Source organism: Pseudomonas sp. LRF_L74 (assembly GCF_965644255.1).
Taxonomy (GTDB): domain Bacteria; phylum Pseudomonadota; class Gammaproteobacteria; order Pseudomonadales; family Pseudomonadaceae; genus Aquipseudomonas.
In genome coordinates, this window is sequence record NZ_CBFFRH010000002.1 from 399,555 (window position 1) to 414,858 (window position 15,304).

The following is a 15,304-nucleotide window of genomic DNA, read 5'->3' on the forward strand; positions in this document are numbered from 1 at the left end:
TTACGCGGTGTGTTTTAACCGTCATTCCCGCGAAGGCGGGAATCCAAATGCGCTGGATCTTCTGGATTCCCGCCTTCGCGGGAATGACGAGGATATAGACCGATCATCGGGCGAATGTCCGCTCCCGCCTCGCTGCTGCCATTCAAGCTAAAACGACAACATCCCCAACCTGACGAGAGCGAAAACCGCGCTCAGAGCTGGCCGAATGCCTGGATCTCGATGCGATAGTCCGGCCTGGCCAAGGTGGCGCCGACGCAGGCGCGCACCGGCGGCTGATCACCGACCCAGGCATCGTAGACCTCGTTCATCGCCACGAACTCATTCATGTCCGCGAGCCAGAGCTGCATGCGGGTGAGGTTGGCTTTGCTCGCGCCGATCTGTGCCAGCCACTGTTCGAGCTGTGCGAGTACGTCGCGGGTCTGCTCGGCGATATCGCCATAAGGCGCGCAGGCGACGATCCCGGAGGTTTCGATGCGACCGTCGACCAGCACCATCTGGCTGGCGCGGGCGCCGGGGTTGATGCGTTCGATCATGGCGATTCCTTGAGGTGTTTTCTGTGGCCTTGAGGGGGCTTATGAGGCTCGGGCAGATGCAAAAGCTAGAACAACACGTACGTCTTGCGCAGCGTCTCGCGGATGTCCCACACACCTTCGCAGTTCTCCGGAAACAGCACGGCGTCGCCAGCGCGCAATTCCACCGGCTCGCCACCGTCGGCAGTGAAGGTGCACCAGCCGCTGACGATATGGCTGAACTCGCGGTTCTTCAGGTGACGACGGAACACTCCGGGGCTGCTCTCCCACACGCCGATGCTGGCGCCGACCGTCTCGGCGCTCTGGTGCTGGCCGGTGGCGGCCTGCGCGACGGGCTCGCCGATAGGCAGGCGTGCCGGGGTGAACTCATCCAGCGCACAGGCGCTGGCATTGCGAACGACGGTCAGGGCTTGGCTCATTGAGACTCCTTCAGGTTGCGGGCGGATGAACGGCAAGTTGCTTTCTGCTGGCCTTTGCCTATGTCTCCGAAGACGGCTGCCTACGCTCAGGAATACGCCGGTCAGGACTTCCTGCCGGGTGGAAAGTTGTGATCCATGACTATCGCATCGGTTTAGCCAGGCGATATATAACGAGTAAGACGAGTGATCTTATTTTAAAGCGTGTCGGCAACTTTATGTTCGGCTGAAATATCTGCTGCCCGATCCCTGCGATTGGCGGGGGCTTGATGATGGATACGGCGCCGCCCTGGGAACTTTGGCGAACGCTAGGAATTCCATAAATCACTGATTTCAAGGCGATTGATTGGCTGTCTGGCTTTGCAAGATTGTCCGGCATGCGCAGAAACGGACGTGTCGAAATACCATAAATTGACGCTTCCATCCTATTTTGCGATTGGGCACGGCGCTAGATTAGGAAACATTCACCAACTACTGAAAAGTTCCCTGGGCGCTGGGTTTCGGACTTGCCGATCGCTGGCCACGTGTAGCGATAAAAGGGAAATAACAAGAAATTCTTGGCCACTTCTGAAACGCTCAAACTTACTGGGCGGCCTGCCAATCCGGTGTCGATAATCGTTTTAAAGATAAAACGAATTCGGCTTAGTTATTGGTCATAAATATAATAAAGAGGGTCGTATGAGTACCGCCGATGAAATCCTCTCGGTAAAGAACATATTCAAGGTGTTCGGTCCCAACCCGGACCAGGCCATGGACATGCTGCGCCAGGGCGCCGACAAGAACGAGATATTCAAGAAGACCGGTCATGTCGTCGGCGTCTTCGACGCGAGTTTCTCGGTCAAGCGCGGCGAGATATTCGTCATCATGGGCCTGTCCGGCTCGGGCAAGTCGACTATGGTGCGCTTGTTCAACCGGCTGATCGAACCCACCTCCGGCAGCATCCACCTGAACGGTCGGGAAATCACCGGGCTTGCGGACAAAGAGTTGCTCGACGTGCGGCGCAAGGAAATGGGCATGGTCTTCCAGTCCTTCGCCCTGATGCCGCACATGAGCGTGCTGGAGAACACCGCCTTCGGCCTGGAGATCGGCGGTGTCAGTGAGAAGGAGCGCCATGGCCGGGCGCGCGAAGCGCTGCGCCAGGTTGGCCTGGAAGGGCATGAGCACAGCTATCCGCACCAGCTTTCCGGCGGCATGCAACAGCGCGTCGGCCTGGCCCGTGCGCTGGCCAACGACCCGACCATCCTGTTGATGGACGAAGCCTTCTCCGCCCTCGATCCGCTGATCCGCAGTGAGATGCAGGGCGAGTTGATCCGCCTGCAGGCCGAGCAGCAGCGCACCATCATCTTCATCTCCCACGACATCGAAGAGGCGGTACGTATCGGCCATCGCATCGCGATCATGGAAGGCGGCAAGGTCGTGCAGGTCGGCACGCCGCAGGAGCTGATCAACCAGCCGGCCAACGAGTACGTGCGGACGTTCTTCAAGAGCTTCGACAGCTCACGCGTGCTTACTGCCGGGGATGTCGCGCGGTTCGATCCACAGGCCGTCTGCCGGCTCAACGGCAAGGCACCGAGCTTCGCTGCCGGGGTGCCGTTCGGCTATCTGGTGGATGAGCGTGACCAGTTGCTTGGCGTGGTCGGCACCGATGCCGAGGGCGCCTGCGTCGGCGAGCGCCACAACTTGCACGAGACCCAGCCGGTGTACACCGACACGCCGTTGCATGAGGTGCTCGATATCGCTGCCGCGTTGCCATACCCGGTTCCCGTTCTGGACCATGCGGGCGCGTTCAAAGGCACGCTGTCGAAGAACCAGTTGCTGCAGACCCTGAGCCGCCACTGAGCCCGCTCAGTTCTACCCGAGAGGTAAGCCACGATGTCCGAGTTCAGCCTTCTGGACCCGTTCCAGTCCGTCACCATTCCGTTGGGCGATTGGGTGGAAAGCACCCTCAACTACCTGGTGCACAATTTCCGCGACGTGTTCCGCGCCATTCGCTGGCCCATCGACCAGGTGCTCAACGGCATCGAGTTCGTTCTGCAGAGCATCCCGCCGAGCATCGGCATCATCCTTTCTTCGTTGCTGGGCTGGCAGATGGCGGGCAAACGCATGGCGCTGCTGTGCTTCATTACCCTGACGTTGCTGGGGCTGATCGGCGTCTGGTCCGAGTCGATGACCACCCTGGCCCTGGTGCTGACCTCGGTGTTCTTCTGCGCGGTGATCGGCATTCCTCTGGGCATCGTCTGCGCCCGCAGCGATTCGCTGGAGCGGGTCATCCGGCCGCTGCTCGACGCCATGCAGACGCTGCCGGCCTTCGTCTACCTGGTGCCGGTGGTGATGCTGTTCGGTATCGGCAACGTCCCCGGCGTGCTGGTGACCATCGTCTTCGCCTTGCCGCCGCTGGTGCGCCTGACCAACCTGGGCATCCGCCAGGTGCCGGAAGACAAGATCGAGGCCGCTCGCGCCTTCGGTTGCACACCTCGGCAGATGCTGCTGCGCGTGCAACTGCCGCTGGCCACCTCGACCATCATGGCCGGGGTCAACCAGACCCTGATGCTGTCGCTGTCGATGGTGGTCATCGCCTCGATGATCTCGGTCGGCGGCCTGGGCCAGATGGTCCTGCGCGGCATCGGTCGCCTGGACATGGGCCTGGCCACCGTCGGAGGCGTCGGCCTGGTGCTGCTGGCGATCTTCCTCGACCGCCTGACCCAGGCCATGGGCGCGCGCAGCAGCGCCGACCCGAGCCTGCGCTGGTACCACACCGGCCCGGTCGGCCTGGCTCTACGCCTGCTCGGCCCTCGACACGTCGAAGAGCGGCGCAAGACCGCCTGATTCTACCTCTCTCAGATCTGCCGTACTCGATAAAAACCAGAAGAAGGTATGCGACATGAATGACTTCAAGATCCCCCGTGGTTTCCTGCGCTGCGCATCGGTGCTGGCCCTGACCACCTTGTCTTGGTGGGCCAACGCGTCGGCGGACAAGCCCGGCGATGGCGTGAAGATCACGCCGATCTTTCCGTCGGTGGCCGAGGAGCGTTTCCGTGGCGAGATCGCCATGGCTGGCCTGACCGAGCTGGGCTACAAGGTCCAGGAGCCCAAGGAAACCGAATACGCGACGATGTTCCTGGCACTGGCCTATGGCGATGCCGATTTCACCGTGCATTTCTGGGATAAGTTGCATGACAGCTTCTACCAGAAAGCCGGTGGTGACAGTGCCATGGTCAGGGCTGGGGTGGTCATGCCCGGCGTGCTCCAGGGTTACCTGATCGACAAGAAGACCGCCGAAGCGCACCACATCAAGTACATCACCGACCTGCAGAAACCGGAGATCGCCAAGCTGTTCGACGCCGATGGCGACGGCAAGGCCGACCTCACCGGCTGCAACCCGGGCTGGGGCTGCGAGCTGATCATCAATCACCAGATCAAGGCCTACGACCTGGACAAGACTGTGCACGTCAACCAGGGCTCGTACTTCGCCCTGATGGCCGACACCATCGCCCGCTACAAGGAAGGCAAGTCGATCCTTTACTACACCTGGGTGCCGCAATGGATGTCCAGCGTGCTGGTCGAGGACCGCGACGTGGTCTGGCTGGAGGTGCCGAAGACCGATCTGCCGGGTGGCAAGAACGACGTCAACACCACCTACAAGGGCAAGAACCTGGGCTTCGCGGTGGATCAGGTCGAGGCGGTGCTGAACAAGGACTTCGCCGAGAAGAACCCGGCGGCGGTGAAGTTCCTATCGCTGGTGCAACTCGCGACGGCTGACGAGAGCGCGCAGAACTTCAAGATGCAGCAGGGCGAGAACAAACCGGCCGATATCCACCGCCACACCCAGGAGTGGATCGCCGCTCACCGCGCGCAGTTCGATGAATGGCTGAAAGCGGCTCGCGAAGCGGCGAAGTAAGCGATTTCATCTGGAGCCTGTTCCCGTCATTCCCGCGAAGTCGGGACATCGGCTCCATCGCTGATCCGCGTTTGTGCTGGCCCGAAGAGGAATATTCCAGAAGACGTAGGGTGGGGTGGATGACGCTCTTTTCATCCACCATTTGCGCCGTGTGTTGGTGGATGAAAAGAGCGTCAGCTACGCGCCCCGATCCACCCTGCGGACTGCTACGAGGCCAAAGCGGACGTTTGTCCGGTGATCGTTATTGCGCAGTGTGTGTCATCGTCATTCCCGCGAAGGCGGGAACCCAGAAGAGCCTTTAGCGCTTGTTTATTTGGGTTCCCGCCTTCGCGGGAATGACGATAAATAGAAACGAACGTCCGCTCCTGCCTCAAAGCCGCCAAGCCGAAACGTCAAAAGACTCCAGCCGCCTGGCTCGACCCGGGCGGCTCATCAGAATAATGAAAAGGTGACCGTGACCATGCTGACTTCACCGTTTTCGATTCCCGCCCATGCCCGCCGTATCGACCCTTCGCGTCAGCGGGCCATGGCTCTGAAAGCCGACGGCTCGCTCGACGACAACGACCGCGTGGAAATCGGCCCGACGCCGTTGGCATTCGCCGAGTGGGCGAAGCTGGGCTTACAGCCGCCGAACCTGCCGAGCATGCGCGAGTACCGCCTGCAACGCATCCGCGAGCAACTGGTCGCTCACGATCTTGGCGGTATCCTGTTGTTCGATCCGCTGAACATCCGTTACGCCACCGACACCACCAACATGCAGCTGTGGACCACCCATAACCCGGCGCGTGCCTGTTTCGTCGCCGCCAGCGGTCACATGGTGCTGTGGGATTTCCATGGGTGCGATCATCTCTCCGCGCATTTGCCGCTGGTCAGCGAACTGCGCAGTGGCGCGTCGTTCTTCTACTTCGAGACGGGCGATCGCACCGAGGAACATGCCAGGCGTTTTGCCGGGCAAGTCGATGAGCTGTTGCGCACCCATGCCGGTAGCAATCGCCGCCTCGCCGTCGACCGTATCGAAGTCGCCGGGCTGCGTGCCCTGGAGTCGTTGGGCGTAGAGGTGAGCAGTGGCCAGGCAGTGACCGAGCATGCAAGGGTGATCAAAGGGCCGGATGAAATACTCGCCATGCGCTGCGCCGTGGCGTCCTGCGAGGCGGCCATCGGCGAGATGCGCCAGGTCATGCGCGCCGGCGTCACCGAGAACGATGTCTGGGCGGCGCTGCATGCCGGCAATATCCGTCGCGGTGGCGAGTGGATCGAGACACGCATCCTCAGTTCCGGCCCCCGCACCAACCCCTGGTACCAGGAATCCGGGCCACGGCTGCTCAGCGATGGCGACCTGTTGTCGTTCGATACCGACCTGATTGGCGTCTACGGCTTCTGCGTGGACATGTCGCGCAGCTGGATCTGCGGCGATCTGCAGCCCACGGCAGAGCAGAAGCGCCTGTACCGCATCGCCCACGAGCACATCACCCGCAACATCGAGATGGTCAAGCCAGGCGTGCGTTTCACCGAACTGACCGCTCGTAGCCATCGTTTGCCGGAAAGCTGCCGCGAGCAGCGTTATGGCGTGATCTTCCATGGCGTCGGTTTGTGCGACGAATACCCGTGCATCCGCTACCCGGAAGACCTTGAGTCGTACGGCTACGAAGGCGAGTTGCAGCCGGGCATGGCGCTGTGCGTGGAGGCTTATGTCGGCGAAGTCGGCGGGCGCGATGGGATCAAGCTGGAGAACCAGTTGCTGGTGACCGAGAGTGGCTACGAGTTGCTGACGCGCTATCCGTTCGAGGAGCGATTTTTGCAGGACTAAGCGACAGACTTGCCAGGGCTTATCCCTGTTTCAGCTTGAATAGCGGCATTGAGGCAAAAACGGATGTCGAAATTATTTACCGTCACTCCCGCGAAGGCGGGAGCCCAAATAAACAGGCGCTAAAGGCTCTTCTGGGTTCCCGCCTTCGCGGGAATGACGATGGTCATCATGCATATGTCTGCTCTTGTCTCAACGCTGCCTGAGGAGCCGATCTGAGATCTTGAACAGGCCCTTAGAAAGTCGGCGGCGTGATCATCCAGATCACCACGGCATCCACCTCGCCGGGGTTGCCGTAGCGGTGTGGCTCCTGGCTCGAATAGCTGAAGCTGTCGCCTTCGTTGAGCAGGAAGTGGCGGTCGCCGACCCACAGTTCGAAGGTGCCGCTGAGCAGGTAACCGGCTTCTTCGCCGTCGTGGCTGTAGCTTTGCTGCGAATAGGTGCCCGGCGGGAAACGCGAATGGAGGATTTCCAACTGGCGGGTCGGCTGTGGGCTGAGCAGCTCATCGACGATGCCGTCTTCGTAATGCACGCTGGTGCGGGCGTTGCGTCGCACCACATAGCCGGCATCGGCAGGGTCGGTCTTGGTCTCGTTGGCGAAGAACCATTGGATGGTCACGCCCAGGCTGCGGGCGATGTTGAACAGCGCCGGAATCGACGGGTATGCCAGGTTGCGCTCCAACTGGCTGATGTAGCCCGCCGTAAGCTCGCTCTGGGTGGCCAGATCCGTCAACGTCATGCCGCGCCGTTTGCGCAGGCCGCGAATGCGGGTACCGAGAAATTGCGCCTCGGGCGGGGCGGAGGCCTGGGACGGGGCTTTGCGGCTCATGGGGGATGATCCGGACGATTCGGGCGTGGGCATTCTAAACGCATTTGGCCCCGGAGCGACCCAGGGAACGTCGTCAGATGGCAACGCCGGCCTTGAGCCCCTCGAATATCGCCTCTTCAGCGGTACGCGGCGCCAGGCAATCGCCTATCCGGCGAAACTCCACCAAGTCCTGTAATTCTCCGGCCAGGTCATCGAGCGGCTGGTGGCCTTGGCAGAGCACCAGGGTGTCGATGTTCTCGACGATCATCGGTTCGCCGCTGGCGCTGTGCTGCAGGTAGACACTGGTGTCGTCGCAGCCGTACAGGCGCGCGTAAGGCGTGATCGGGATGCCCAGGCGATGCAGTTCGCCCGCCAGGTGGTCGCGCACGTACAAGGGCAGGTTTTCGCCGACGTGGGTGCCGTTGACGGCCAGTTGTACCTGATGCCCGGCGCGCACCAGGCGTTCGGCAATACCGGGGCCGATCCAGTCGCAGCGCCAGTCGGTGATCAGCACCGAGCGCCCGACCGTCACTTCGTCGCGCAACACCTGCCAGGCATCGACCACCTGCAATTCGCCGCCACGCTCGAAGGGCGGCCAGTAGGGCGTGGCGCCGGTGGCGATGATCACCGTGTCCGGGCGCTCCGCCTCGATCAGTGCGCGGTCGACGCGGGTATTGCGGCGCACCTCGACGCCGGCCAGTTGCATCTCGCGTTGCAGATTGGTCGACGCCCCGCCGAACTCGCTGCGACGTGGCAGCAGTTGCGCCAGGTTGACCTGGCCACCGAGTTGCGCCGCGGCTTCACAGAGAAGCACCTGGTGACCGCGCTGCGCCGCGACCGCTGCCGCCTTCATGCCCGCCGGGCCGCCGCCGACCACCAGGACCTTCTTGCGCTGAGTGGTCGCAGCGAGTTCGCCGTACTGCAATTCGCGGCCGGTTTCCGGATGCTGGATGCAGGAGATCGGGTAGCCACGGTGAAAGTGGCCGATGCAGGCCTGGTTGCAGGCGATGCAGGCGCGCACGTCATCGACGTGGCCGCTGTGGGTCTTGTTGGGCATCTGCGGATCGCAGATCAGGGCGCGGGTCATGCCGCACACGTCGGCCTGGCCACGGGCGATGATCTGCTCGGCCTCCTGCGGCTGGTTGATACGCCCGGTGACGAACAGCGGCACGCTGAGACGCGCCTTGAAGGTGGCCGCATTGCGTGCGAGGTAGGCGGCCTCGACGGCCATCGGCGGCACGATATGAATGGCGCCGCCCAGCGTTGCCGAGGTGCCGGCGACGATATGCACGTAGTCGATATCGCGTTGCAGGTGCTCCACGGCTTCGAGCGATTCCGCTTCGGTCAGGCCATCGATGTCGAATTCGTCCGCGGAGACGCGTAGGCCGATGATGAAGTCATCGCCGGTTGCCTGACGCACGGCGGCGATCACTTCGCGAGTGAAGCGCAGGCGTGCGGCGAGGTCGCCGTTGTAGCCATCCTTGCGTTTGTTCACCCGTGGGTTGAGAAATTGCGCCGGCAGGTAGCCATGGCTGGCGACCACTTCGACGCCATCCAGCCCGGCCTGTTGCAGGCGACGGGAGGCGCTGGCATAGCCGGCGACGATTTCATCGATCATCGCCTGGTCCAGCTCGCGTGGCATGACCCGGAATCGTTCGTTGGGCGAGACCGAGGCGGAGTAGGCCACGGCCAGCAGGCCGTCGGCGGACTCCATCAGCTCGCGCCCCGGATGGAAGATCTGCGAGAGCAGCACCGTGCCTTCGGCATGGCAGGCTTCGGCGATGCGCCGATAGCCGGGAATGCAGGCATCATCGGTGGCCATCAGCACATGGGAGGTGTAGCGCGCACTGTCGTGGACCCCCGCGACCTGCATGACGATCAGGCCGACACCGCCCTTGGCACGCGCCTGGTGATAGGCGACCAGTTGCTCGTTGACCAGGTTGTCGGTGGGCATCGAGGTGTCGTGCCCGGTGGACATGATGCGGTTCTTCAGGCGCTTGCCACGGATTTCCAGCGGTTCGAACAACTGGGGAAAGGTACTCATCACGGCGGCATCCCTATTTTCTGGTCATGGTTTCGCAGGTTGGTGTGGCCGCATAACGGGGTTGGCCGATCACGCCAATCCCTTTGCAAAGCGCTGAACCGCTAGGATGTTTTTCTTATAAAAATTTACCTTTAGTAAAAAATCAACTTGTTTTTTTACTTGGTCGTAGCTAGTTTCATAGCCGTGTCCGTTACCGACGGCACACTCGCAAGCGACTCCATAACAATCACAAGAGGAGATGCCCATGAACCGTTTTCCACGGTGCCCGACCCTGCTGGCACACCACGCCAGCCCGCCATCCTTTGCTCCCTGCCCGTTGTTCTCGACGCTTGTCCGGTAAGCCAGAACCCTGACTGCCCGCGCCCTCGACGTTGGCGGCACATACAGAGGATTGACCTGATGATTGCGCACAAGAATGCGTTGCATGCTTTGCTGTTGGCGATTGGTTTAGGGGTTGGCGCTGCCCAGGCGCAGCCGTCGATGGTCGTGGTCGGCTATGGCGGAGCAGGGCAGAAGGCGCAGAACGTCGCGTTCTTCCAGCCCTTCGCCAAGAGCGCCGACGCCAAGCTGATCCAGGCCGAATACAACGGCGAGATGGCCCGCATCAAGGTCATGACCGACACCGGTCATGCCGAATGGGACGTGGTGCAGATCGAAGGCCCGGACCTGGCCCGCAACTGCGACATGGGCATGTTCGAACCCCTCGATTGGCAGAAGATCGGCGGCGCCGATCAACTGATCGCCAACTCGGCCAAGGACTGTGGCTCGGCCGCCCTGGTCTGGGGCGTGGCGATTGCCTACGACGGCGACAAGCTGAAAACCGCACCGAATGGCTGGGACGATTTCTGGGACCTGCAGAAAATCCCTGGCAAGCGTGGCCTGCGCAAGCGTGCGGTGTACAACCTGGAGTTCGCTCTGATGGCCGATGGCGTTAAGCCTGCGGATGTCTACAAGGTGCTCGGCACTGAAGAAGGCGTCGCCCGCGCATTCGCCAAACTCGACCAGATTAAGCCGTCGATCCAGTGGTGGGAAGCCGGTGCCCAGCCTCCCCAGTGGCTTGCTGCCGGCGACGTGGTGATGACCACCAGCTACACCGGGCGCATCGCCGATGCGCACAAGAGCGGGCGTAACCTTGAACTGGTCTGGCCAGGCAGCCTCTACGGCATGGACTACTGGGCGATCATCAAGGGCTCGCAGAATGTCGAGCTGGCCAAGCGCTTCATTGCCTTCGCCAATCGCGCCGACGCGCAACTGGATTACGTGCGCAACATCGCCTATGGCCCGACCAACAAGCAGACTGCCAGCGAGATGCCTGCGGAGATCGCCCGCTGGGTGCCCACCTCGCCGCAGAACCTGGCGGTTGGCCTGGCCATGGATGATGAGTTCTGGGCCGACCACGGTGAGGAACTGGAGGAGCGTTTCAACGCGTGGGCCGCGCAATGACGATAAGGCTGACGTAAGCTGGGTGCCGGCGCGGCGCCTGTCCGCGCCTGTCTTCTGTCACTGAGTAAGGGAGTGCCGCCGTCATGGCGATCGCTGCAAGTGAAGTCCCGCAAGAAGCCCGTTCGGCTCAGGAATGGGCGTTGCGCCAGGAGCTGGCGGCCTGCTACAGGCTGATCGCTCATTTCCGCATGACCGACTTGATTTTCACCCATATTTCCGTGCGGGTGCCGGGGCCGGAGCATCATTTTCTGATCAATCCGTACGGGTTGATGTTCGATGAAATCACCGCGTCCAGCCTGGTGAAGATCGACCTCGCCGGCCATCCCGTCGAGCCGACCGACTACAGCGTCAACCCCGCCGGGTTCGTGATCCACAGCGCCATCCACGCGGCCCGTGAAGACGCCCAGTGTGTGCTACACACGCACACCCGAGCGGGTTGCGCGGTGGCGGCCCAGGCGGCTGGCTTGTTGCCGTTGAGTCAGATTTCCATGGAGTTCTATGGGCGTCTCGGCTACCACGACTACGAGGGGATCGCCCTGTCGTTCGACGAGCAGCAACGGCTGGTGGCGGACCTCGGCGATCACTTCGGCATGATCCTGCGCAATCACGGGTTGCTGACCGTTGGCGAAACGGTGCAGCAGGCGTTTCTACGCATGTACTACCTGGAAAAGGCCTGCGACATCCAGATCGCTGCCCAGGCTGGCGGCGCACTGATCATCCCGTCCGAAGAGGTCTGTCGCCGCACGGAACGGCAGAGCAACGCGCCCGACAAGCCGCTCAACGAGGGCGACCTGTTCGATCCCGATGCGAATACCCTGGCCTGGAAAGCGCTGCTGCGCATGCTCGATCGCAGCTCGCCGGGGTATCGAGAATAGGCTTCGCTCACGGCTGCTTGTGCCTCGAAGCTTGGGTATTCGTCACCCTTGCTCCGGCGCACGCTTTCAGTGTCAGTGCGCAGACGCCTTTTGCCAGGCCGTCAGAATCGTTGCGAGAACCAACAGCGCCGCGCCAGCGAACATACGCAATGAAGGCTGCTCGCCGAACAGCCACCAGGCACAGGCGATGGCGTAGACCGGTTCCAGCGCGATGATCATGCCGGCGGTGCGGGCTTGCAGGCCTTCGAGGCTTTTCACGAACAGGTATTGCGACAGGCCGGTGCAGAAGACGCCGAGCAGCGCCAGGTAGAGCCAATCGCTGGGCTGCAGGCTGGTGGTCGCCAGGTTGCTGAAGGCGAACGGTGCGACCAGGGCCGCCACGACCACGTTCTGCCAGAACGCTACCTGCATCGCATCCATGCCGGCGGCGGCGCGGCGGTTGGCGACGGCCAGCAGGGCGAAGGACAGGCCCGAGGCCAGGCCCCAGAGCAGGCCGACGGTGCCCTGGTCGAGCAAGTCGAAGGAAGGCACGACCAGCACCAGTCCGGCGGAAACCATCAGCAGGAGCATGATCTCACCCGCACCGATACGCTCACGGAATGCGATCAGGTCGATCAGCGCGATGAATGCCGGGAAGCTGGCGAAGCCAAGCGTCGCCACGGCGACACCGCCCACTTGCACGGCGGTGAAGAAGGTCACCCAGTGACAGGCCAGCAAGGCTCCGGTGAGGAACATGATCGACAGCTTGCGCACGCTCAGGGCATGCAGCATGCGGCGTCCCTGGAGACCGGCGACGAAGCCGAGCGCGATGAAGGCGAAGGTCGCCCGGCCAAAGGTGATGATGGAAGCGTCGGCATGGATCAACGCGCCGAGGATGCCGGTCAGACCGAACAGCACGGCGGCGATATGCGCGACGATCAACGCATTGCGATGAGGGTTGGCTGAACCAACCGATGGAGCTTGGGTAGCGATCATGGCAGTTAAAGGTCTTTCGTATGTGCGCACGCAAGCACTCCCCAACGGCGGGTGCGCACGGGTCTTCTGGATTGGGGAGTTGTAGTTATTAGCGTGCTGCCGATCTTTGTCGGAGCCGGAGAAGCGCAGCGTTGTGGTTGTTCGGGAAGCCTGCTGCTTGTTCGGGTATCGCTATAGCGCAGAACCGTGATTCCGGTTGCTGTCGCGGATGGCTGTCTGTGCAGCCTGAATCTTCTGGTTCATCTCTATGGATGTTCGGCATGCTTTCGAAGGGTGTTTCGACTGCTCACATTCGGGCCGATGAAGGCGCCCAGGCAGAGCGTGGCGGTCGTTCTTCGAAGCTGTTGGAGGCGACTATATGAGTGTGTATACAGTTTGTCTACATTGATTTTCGGTATTTTTCGAAAAAGCCTTGACAAGGAAATTATGCTGGCTGGCTGCGACAAGGCGATGTCTTTTTGCGACTTTTGGTTGGCGCTCCGGAACTTTTCGAGTGCCTGGCGAATAACGCCGATTCAGTGAAATGGAAATGACTGAAGCCCTGAATGAGCTGAGGTAGAGGCTCTGCGGCAGAACGTATGCCGGACCTGTCCGCTATGAAGATGCATGAGTCAGCGCATCGCAACCCGGTGATGGGGTGTCGCGCGTTGCGGGAGAGAGGAGAGGTGTGAGCCGGGTGTTAGAACCGGTTCACGATCTTTTCGAGCTCGTTCGAATGGCTGTTTTGAGACAGGAGCAGACGTATACGCGATTACCGTGTTTGCACGGTGTGTTTAGCCGTCATTCCCGCGGAGGCGGGAACCCAGAAGCGCTTTTTATTTGGGCTCCCGCCTTCGCGGGAGTGACGGTAAATAACATCGATGTCTGCTCTTGCCCCAGCGCTACCTGATGAGCCGATCCGAGATCGTGAACAGGTTCTTAGAGGTGCGCCGTTTGGTGATGCTGAGAGCGCTCTTCCTTGAGCATCGAAGCAGGCTGTCACCGCCCGCGTGGGGCGGTGACAGCGGGTTACCTCGTCCTTACGACGCGTTGATCCAGATGGTCTTCAGTTCGGTGTACTGGTCGTGTGCCCACTGCGACTTGTCGCGACCACCGAAGCCCGACTCACCGTAGCCGCCGAACGGCGTGGAGGCGTCGCCTTCGCCGAAGCAGTTGACGGTGACGATGCCGGCACGGATTTCACGGGACAGACGCAGCGCGTTGCGCAGGTTGCTGGTGTAGGCCGAGGCGGCCAGGCCGTAGACGGTGTCGTTGGCCAGGGCGATGGCTTGGTCGAGGGTGTCGAAGGTGGTGACGCTCAGCACCGGGCCGAAGATTTCTTCGACGAACAGCTTGCTGCCGGCCTGCACGCCATCGACCACGGTCGGTTCGATGAACACGCCGTCACGGGTGTTGCCACCCTCGACCACGTTCAGTTGCTGCTCGACCGCATGCTCCAGGTACGAACGCACTTTCTCGAAGTGGCTCTTGCTGACCATGGCGCCGAGGCGGTTGGCCGGATCCAGCGGGTCGCCCAGTTGCCAGTCGCGTACGTGCACCTTGACGCGTTCCAGCAGCGCATCCTTCACGTCCTTGTGGACGATCAGGCGCGAGGAGGCGGAGCAGTTCTCGCCCATGTTCCAGAAAGCGCCGGCAACCAGGTACTGGGCCACTTCGTCGAGGTCTTCGACGTCGTTCATGACCACGGCCGGGTTCTTGCCACCCAGTTCCAGGACCACGCGCTTGATGTTCGACTCGGCGGCGTATTTCAGGAACAGGCGACCGGTGTCGGTCGAGCCGGTGAAGCTGACAGCGGAGATGTCCATGTGACGGCCGATGGGCTCGCCGACTTCACGACCACCGCCCGGCACGATGTTGAACACGCCAGCCGGGATGCCGGCCTGGTGCGCCAGTTCGGCGACGCGCAGGGCGGTGAGGGTGGTTTCCTTGGCCGGCTTGACCACGATCGAGCAACCGGCAGCCAGGGACGGGCTGATTTTCCAGGCCAGCATCAGCAGCGGGAAGTTCCACGGCAGGACCAGGCCGACCACGCCGATGGCTTCGCGCACGACCATGGTCACCGCGCCGGCGCCGGTGGGGGCGCTGAAGTCGTAGATCTTGTCGATCAGCTCGGCGTGCCAGCGCAGGGTGTGGATGGTCTCCGGCACGTCGACGTTCTGGCACTCGCTGACCGGCTTGCCGCTGTCGAGGCTTTCCAGCACCGCCAGTTCGTGGGCGTTGTCTTCCAGCAACTGGGCGAAGTCGAGCAGGATGTGCTTGCGCGCAGCCGGTGCCAGCTTGCTCCAGCGGCCGTCTTCGAAGGCCTCTTTGGCCGCCTTGACCGCCAGGTCGACGTCGTCGCTGTTGCCAGCGGCGATGTTGGCCAGCAGTTCGCCGGTGGCCGGGTTGGTGGTGGCGAAGGTGTTGCCCGACAGCGCATCACGGAACTCGCCATTGATGAAGGCCTGGGTCGGGAACTTCAGCTTGGTGGCCAGTTCCTTGTACTGTTCCTTGCTCAGCAATTCAGCCATT

General features: G+C 61.9%; 13 protein-coding genes. 6 read left to right on the plus strand and 7 right to left on the minus strand.

Translation table 11 applies throughout. From position 1 onward, the window contains the following. Positions 1–191: 191 nt before the first annotated feature. Both ACSZPK_RS06735 and ACSZPK_RS06740 read right to left on the minus strand, forming a co-directional pair. Positions 192–533 carry a RidA family protein gene (locus ACSZPK_RS06735; protein WP_437880638.1) on the minus strand — a complete coding sequence of 114 codons (342 nt, stop codon included), beginning with the start codon at positions 531–533 and terminating at the stop codon, positions 192–194. A gap of 65 nt (positions 534–598) precedes the next feature. Beyond that, a complete protein-coding gene (locus ACSZPK_RS06740; protein ID WP_437880639.1) occupies positions 599–949 on the minus strand; it encodes a cupin domain-containing protein in 351 nt (116 codons plus the stop codon). A gap of 675 nt (positions 950–1,624) precedes the next feature. Between ACSZPK_RS06740 and proV the strand changes: the two genes are divergently transcribed. The 4 genes from proV to dddP all read left to right on the plus strand — a co-directional run bounded on the left by proV (position 1,625) and on the right by dddP (position 6,651). Then, positions 1,625–2,785 carry a glycine betaine/L-proline ABC transporter ATP-binding protein ProV gene (gene proV, locus ACSZPK_RS06745; RefSeq protein WP_437880640.1) on the plus strand — a complete coding sequence of 387 codons (1,161 nt, stop codon included), beginning with the start codon at positions 1,625–1,627 and terminating at the stop codon, positions 2,783–2,785. 33 nt (positions 2,786–2,818) lie between these two features. Further along, positions 2,819–3,772, plus strand: coding sequence for a glycine betaine/L-proline ABC transporter permease ProW (gene proW / locus ACSZPK_RS06750; protein WP_437880641.1), 954 nt, complete (start codon positions 2,819–2,821; stop codon positions 3,770–3,772). Positions 3,773–3,827: 55 nt separating this feature from the next. Continuing rightward, a complete protein-coding gene (gene proX / locus ACSZPK_RS06755; RefSeq protein ID WP_437880642.1) occupies positions 3,828–4,844 on the plus strand; it encodes a glycine betaine/L-proline ABC transporter substrate-binding protein ProX in 1,017 nt (338 codons plus the stop codon). 460 nt (positions 4,845–5,304) lie between these two features. Next, positions 5,305–6,651, plus strand: a complete 1,347-nt coding sequence (dddP, locus tag ACSZPK_RS06760; protein ID WP_437880643.1) for a dimethylsulfonioproprionate lyase DddP — start codon at positions 5,305–5,307, stop codon at positions 6,649–6,651. A 232-nt stretch (positions 6,652–6,883) separates the two neighbouring features. Here the strand turns inward: dddP and ACSZPK_RS06765 are convergent, their stop codons facing one another. The 3 genes from ACSZPK_RS06765 to ACSZPK_RS06775 all read right to left on the minus strand — a co-directional run bounded on the left by ACSZPK_RS06765 (position 6,884) and on the right by ACSZPK_RS06775 (position 9,746). Further along, positions 6,884–7,477, minus strand: coding sequence for a helix-turn-helix domain-containing protein (locus ACSZPK_RS06765; RefSeq protein WP_437880644.1), 594 nt, complete (start codon positions 7,475–7,477; stop codon positions 6,884–6,886). A 73-nt stretch (positions 7,478–7,550) separates the two neighbouring features. Then, positions 7,551–9,500, minus strand: coding sequence for an FAD-dependent oxidoreductase (locus tag ACSZPK_RS06770; protein ID WP_437880645.1), 1,950 nt, complete (start codon positions 9,498–9,500; stop codon positions 7,551–7,553). Positions 9,501–9,569: 69 nt separating this feature from the next. Next, complete coding sequence (locus tag ACSZPK_RS06775) at positions 9,570–9,746, minus strand: hypothetical protein (RefSeq protein WP_437880646.1); 177 nt, start codon at positions 9,744–9,746, stop codon at positions 9,570–9,572. A gap of 153 nt (positions 9,747–9,899) precedes the next feature. Between ACSZPK_RS06775 and ACSZPK_RS06780 the strand changes: the two genes are divergently transcribed. Then, on the plus strand, positions 9,900–10,943 hold the full coding sequence (locus ACSZPK_RS06780; protein WP_437880647.1) for an ABC transporter substrate-binding protein: 1,044 nt from the start codon (positions 9,900–9,902) through the stop codon (positions 10,941–10,943). An 83-nt stretch (positions 10,944–11,026) separates the two neighbouring features. Continuing rightward, the gene (locus tag ACSZPK_RS06785; protein WP_437880648.1) at positions 11,027–11,818 is read left to right on the plus strand and encodes a class II aldolase/adducin family protein; all 792 of its coding nucleotides are present in this window, start codon (positions 11,027–11,029) and stop codon (positions 11,816–11,818) included. Positions 11,819–11,890: 72 nt separating this feature from the next. Here ACSZPK_RS06785 and ACSZPK_RS06790 read toward each other — a convergent pair whose 3' ends face one another. Next, positions 11,891–12,793, minus strand: coding sequence for a DMT family transporter (locus ACSZPK_RS06790; protein WP_437880649.1), 903 nt, complete (start codon positions 12,791–12,793; stop codon positions 11,891–11,893). 1,019 nt (positions 12,794–13,812) lie between these two features. Beyond that, complete coding sequence (locus ACSZPK_RS06795; protein WP_437880650.1) at positions 13,813–15,303, minus strand: aldehyde dehydrogenase; 1,491 nt, start codon at positions 15,301–15,303, stop codon at positions 13,813–13,815. Position 15,304 lies beyond the last annotated feature (1 nt).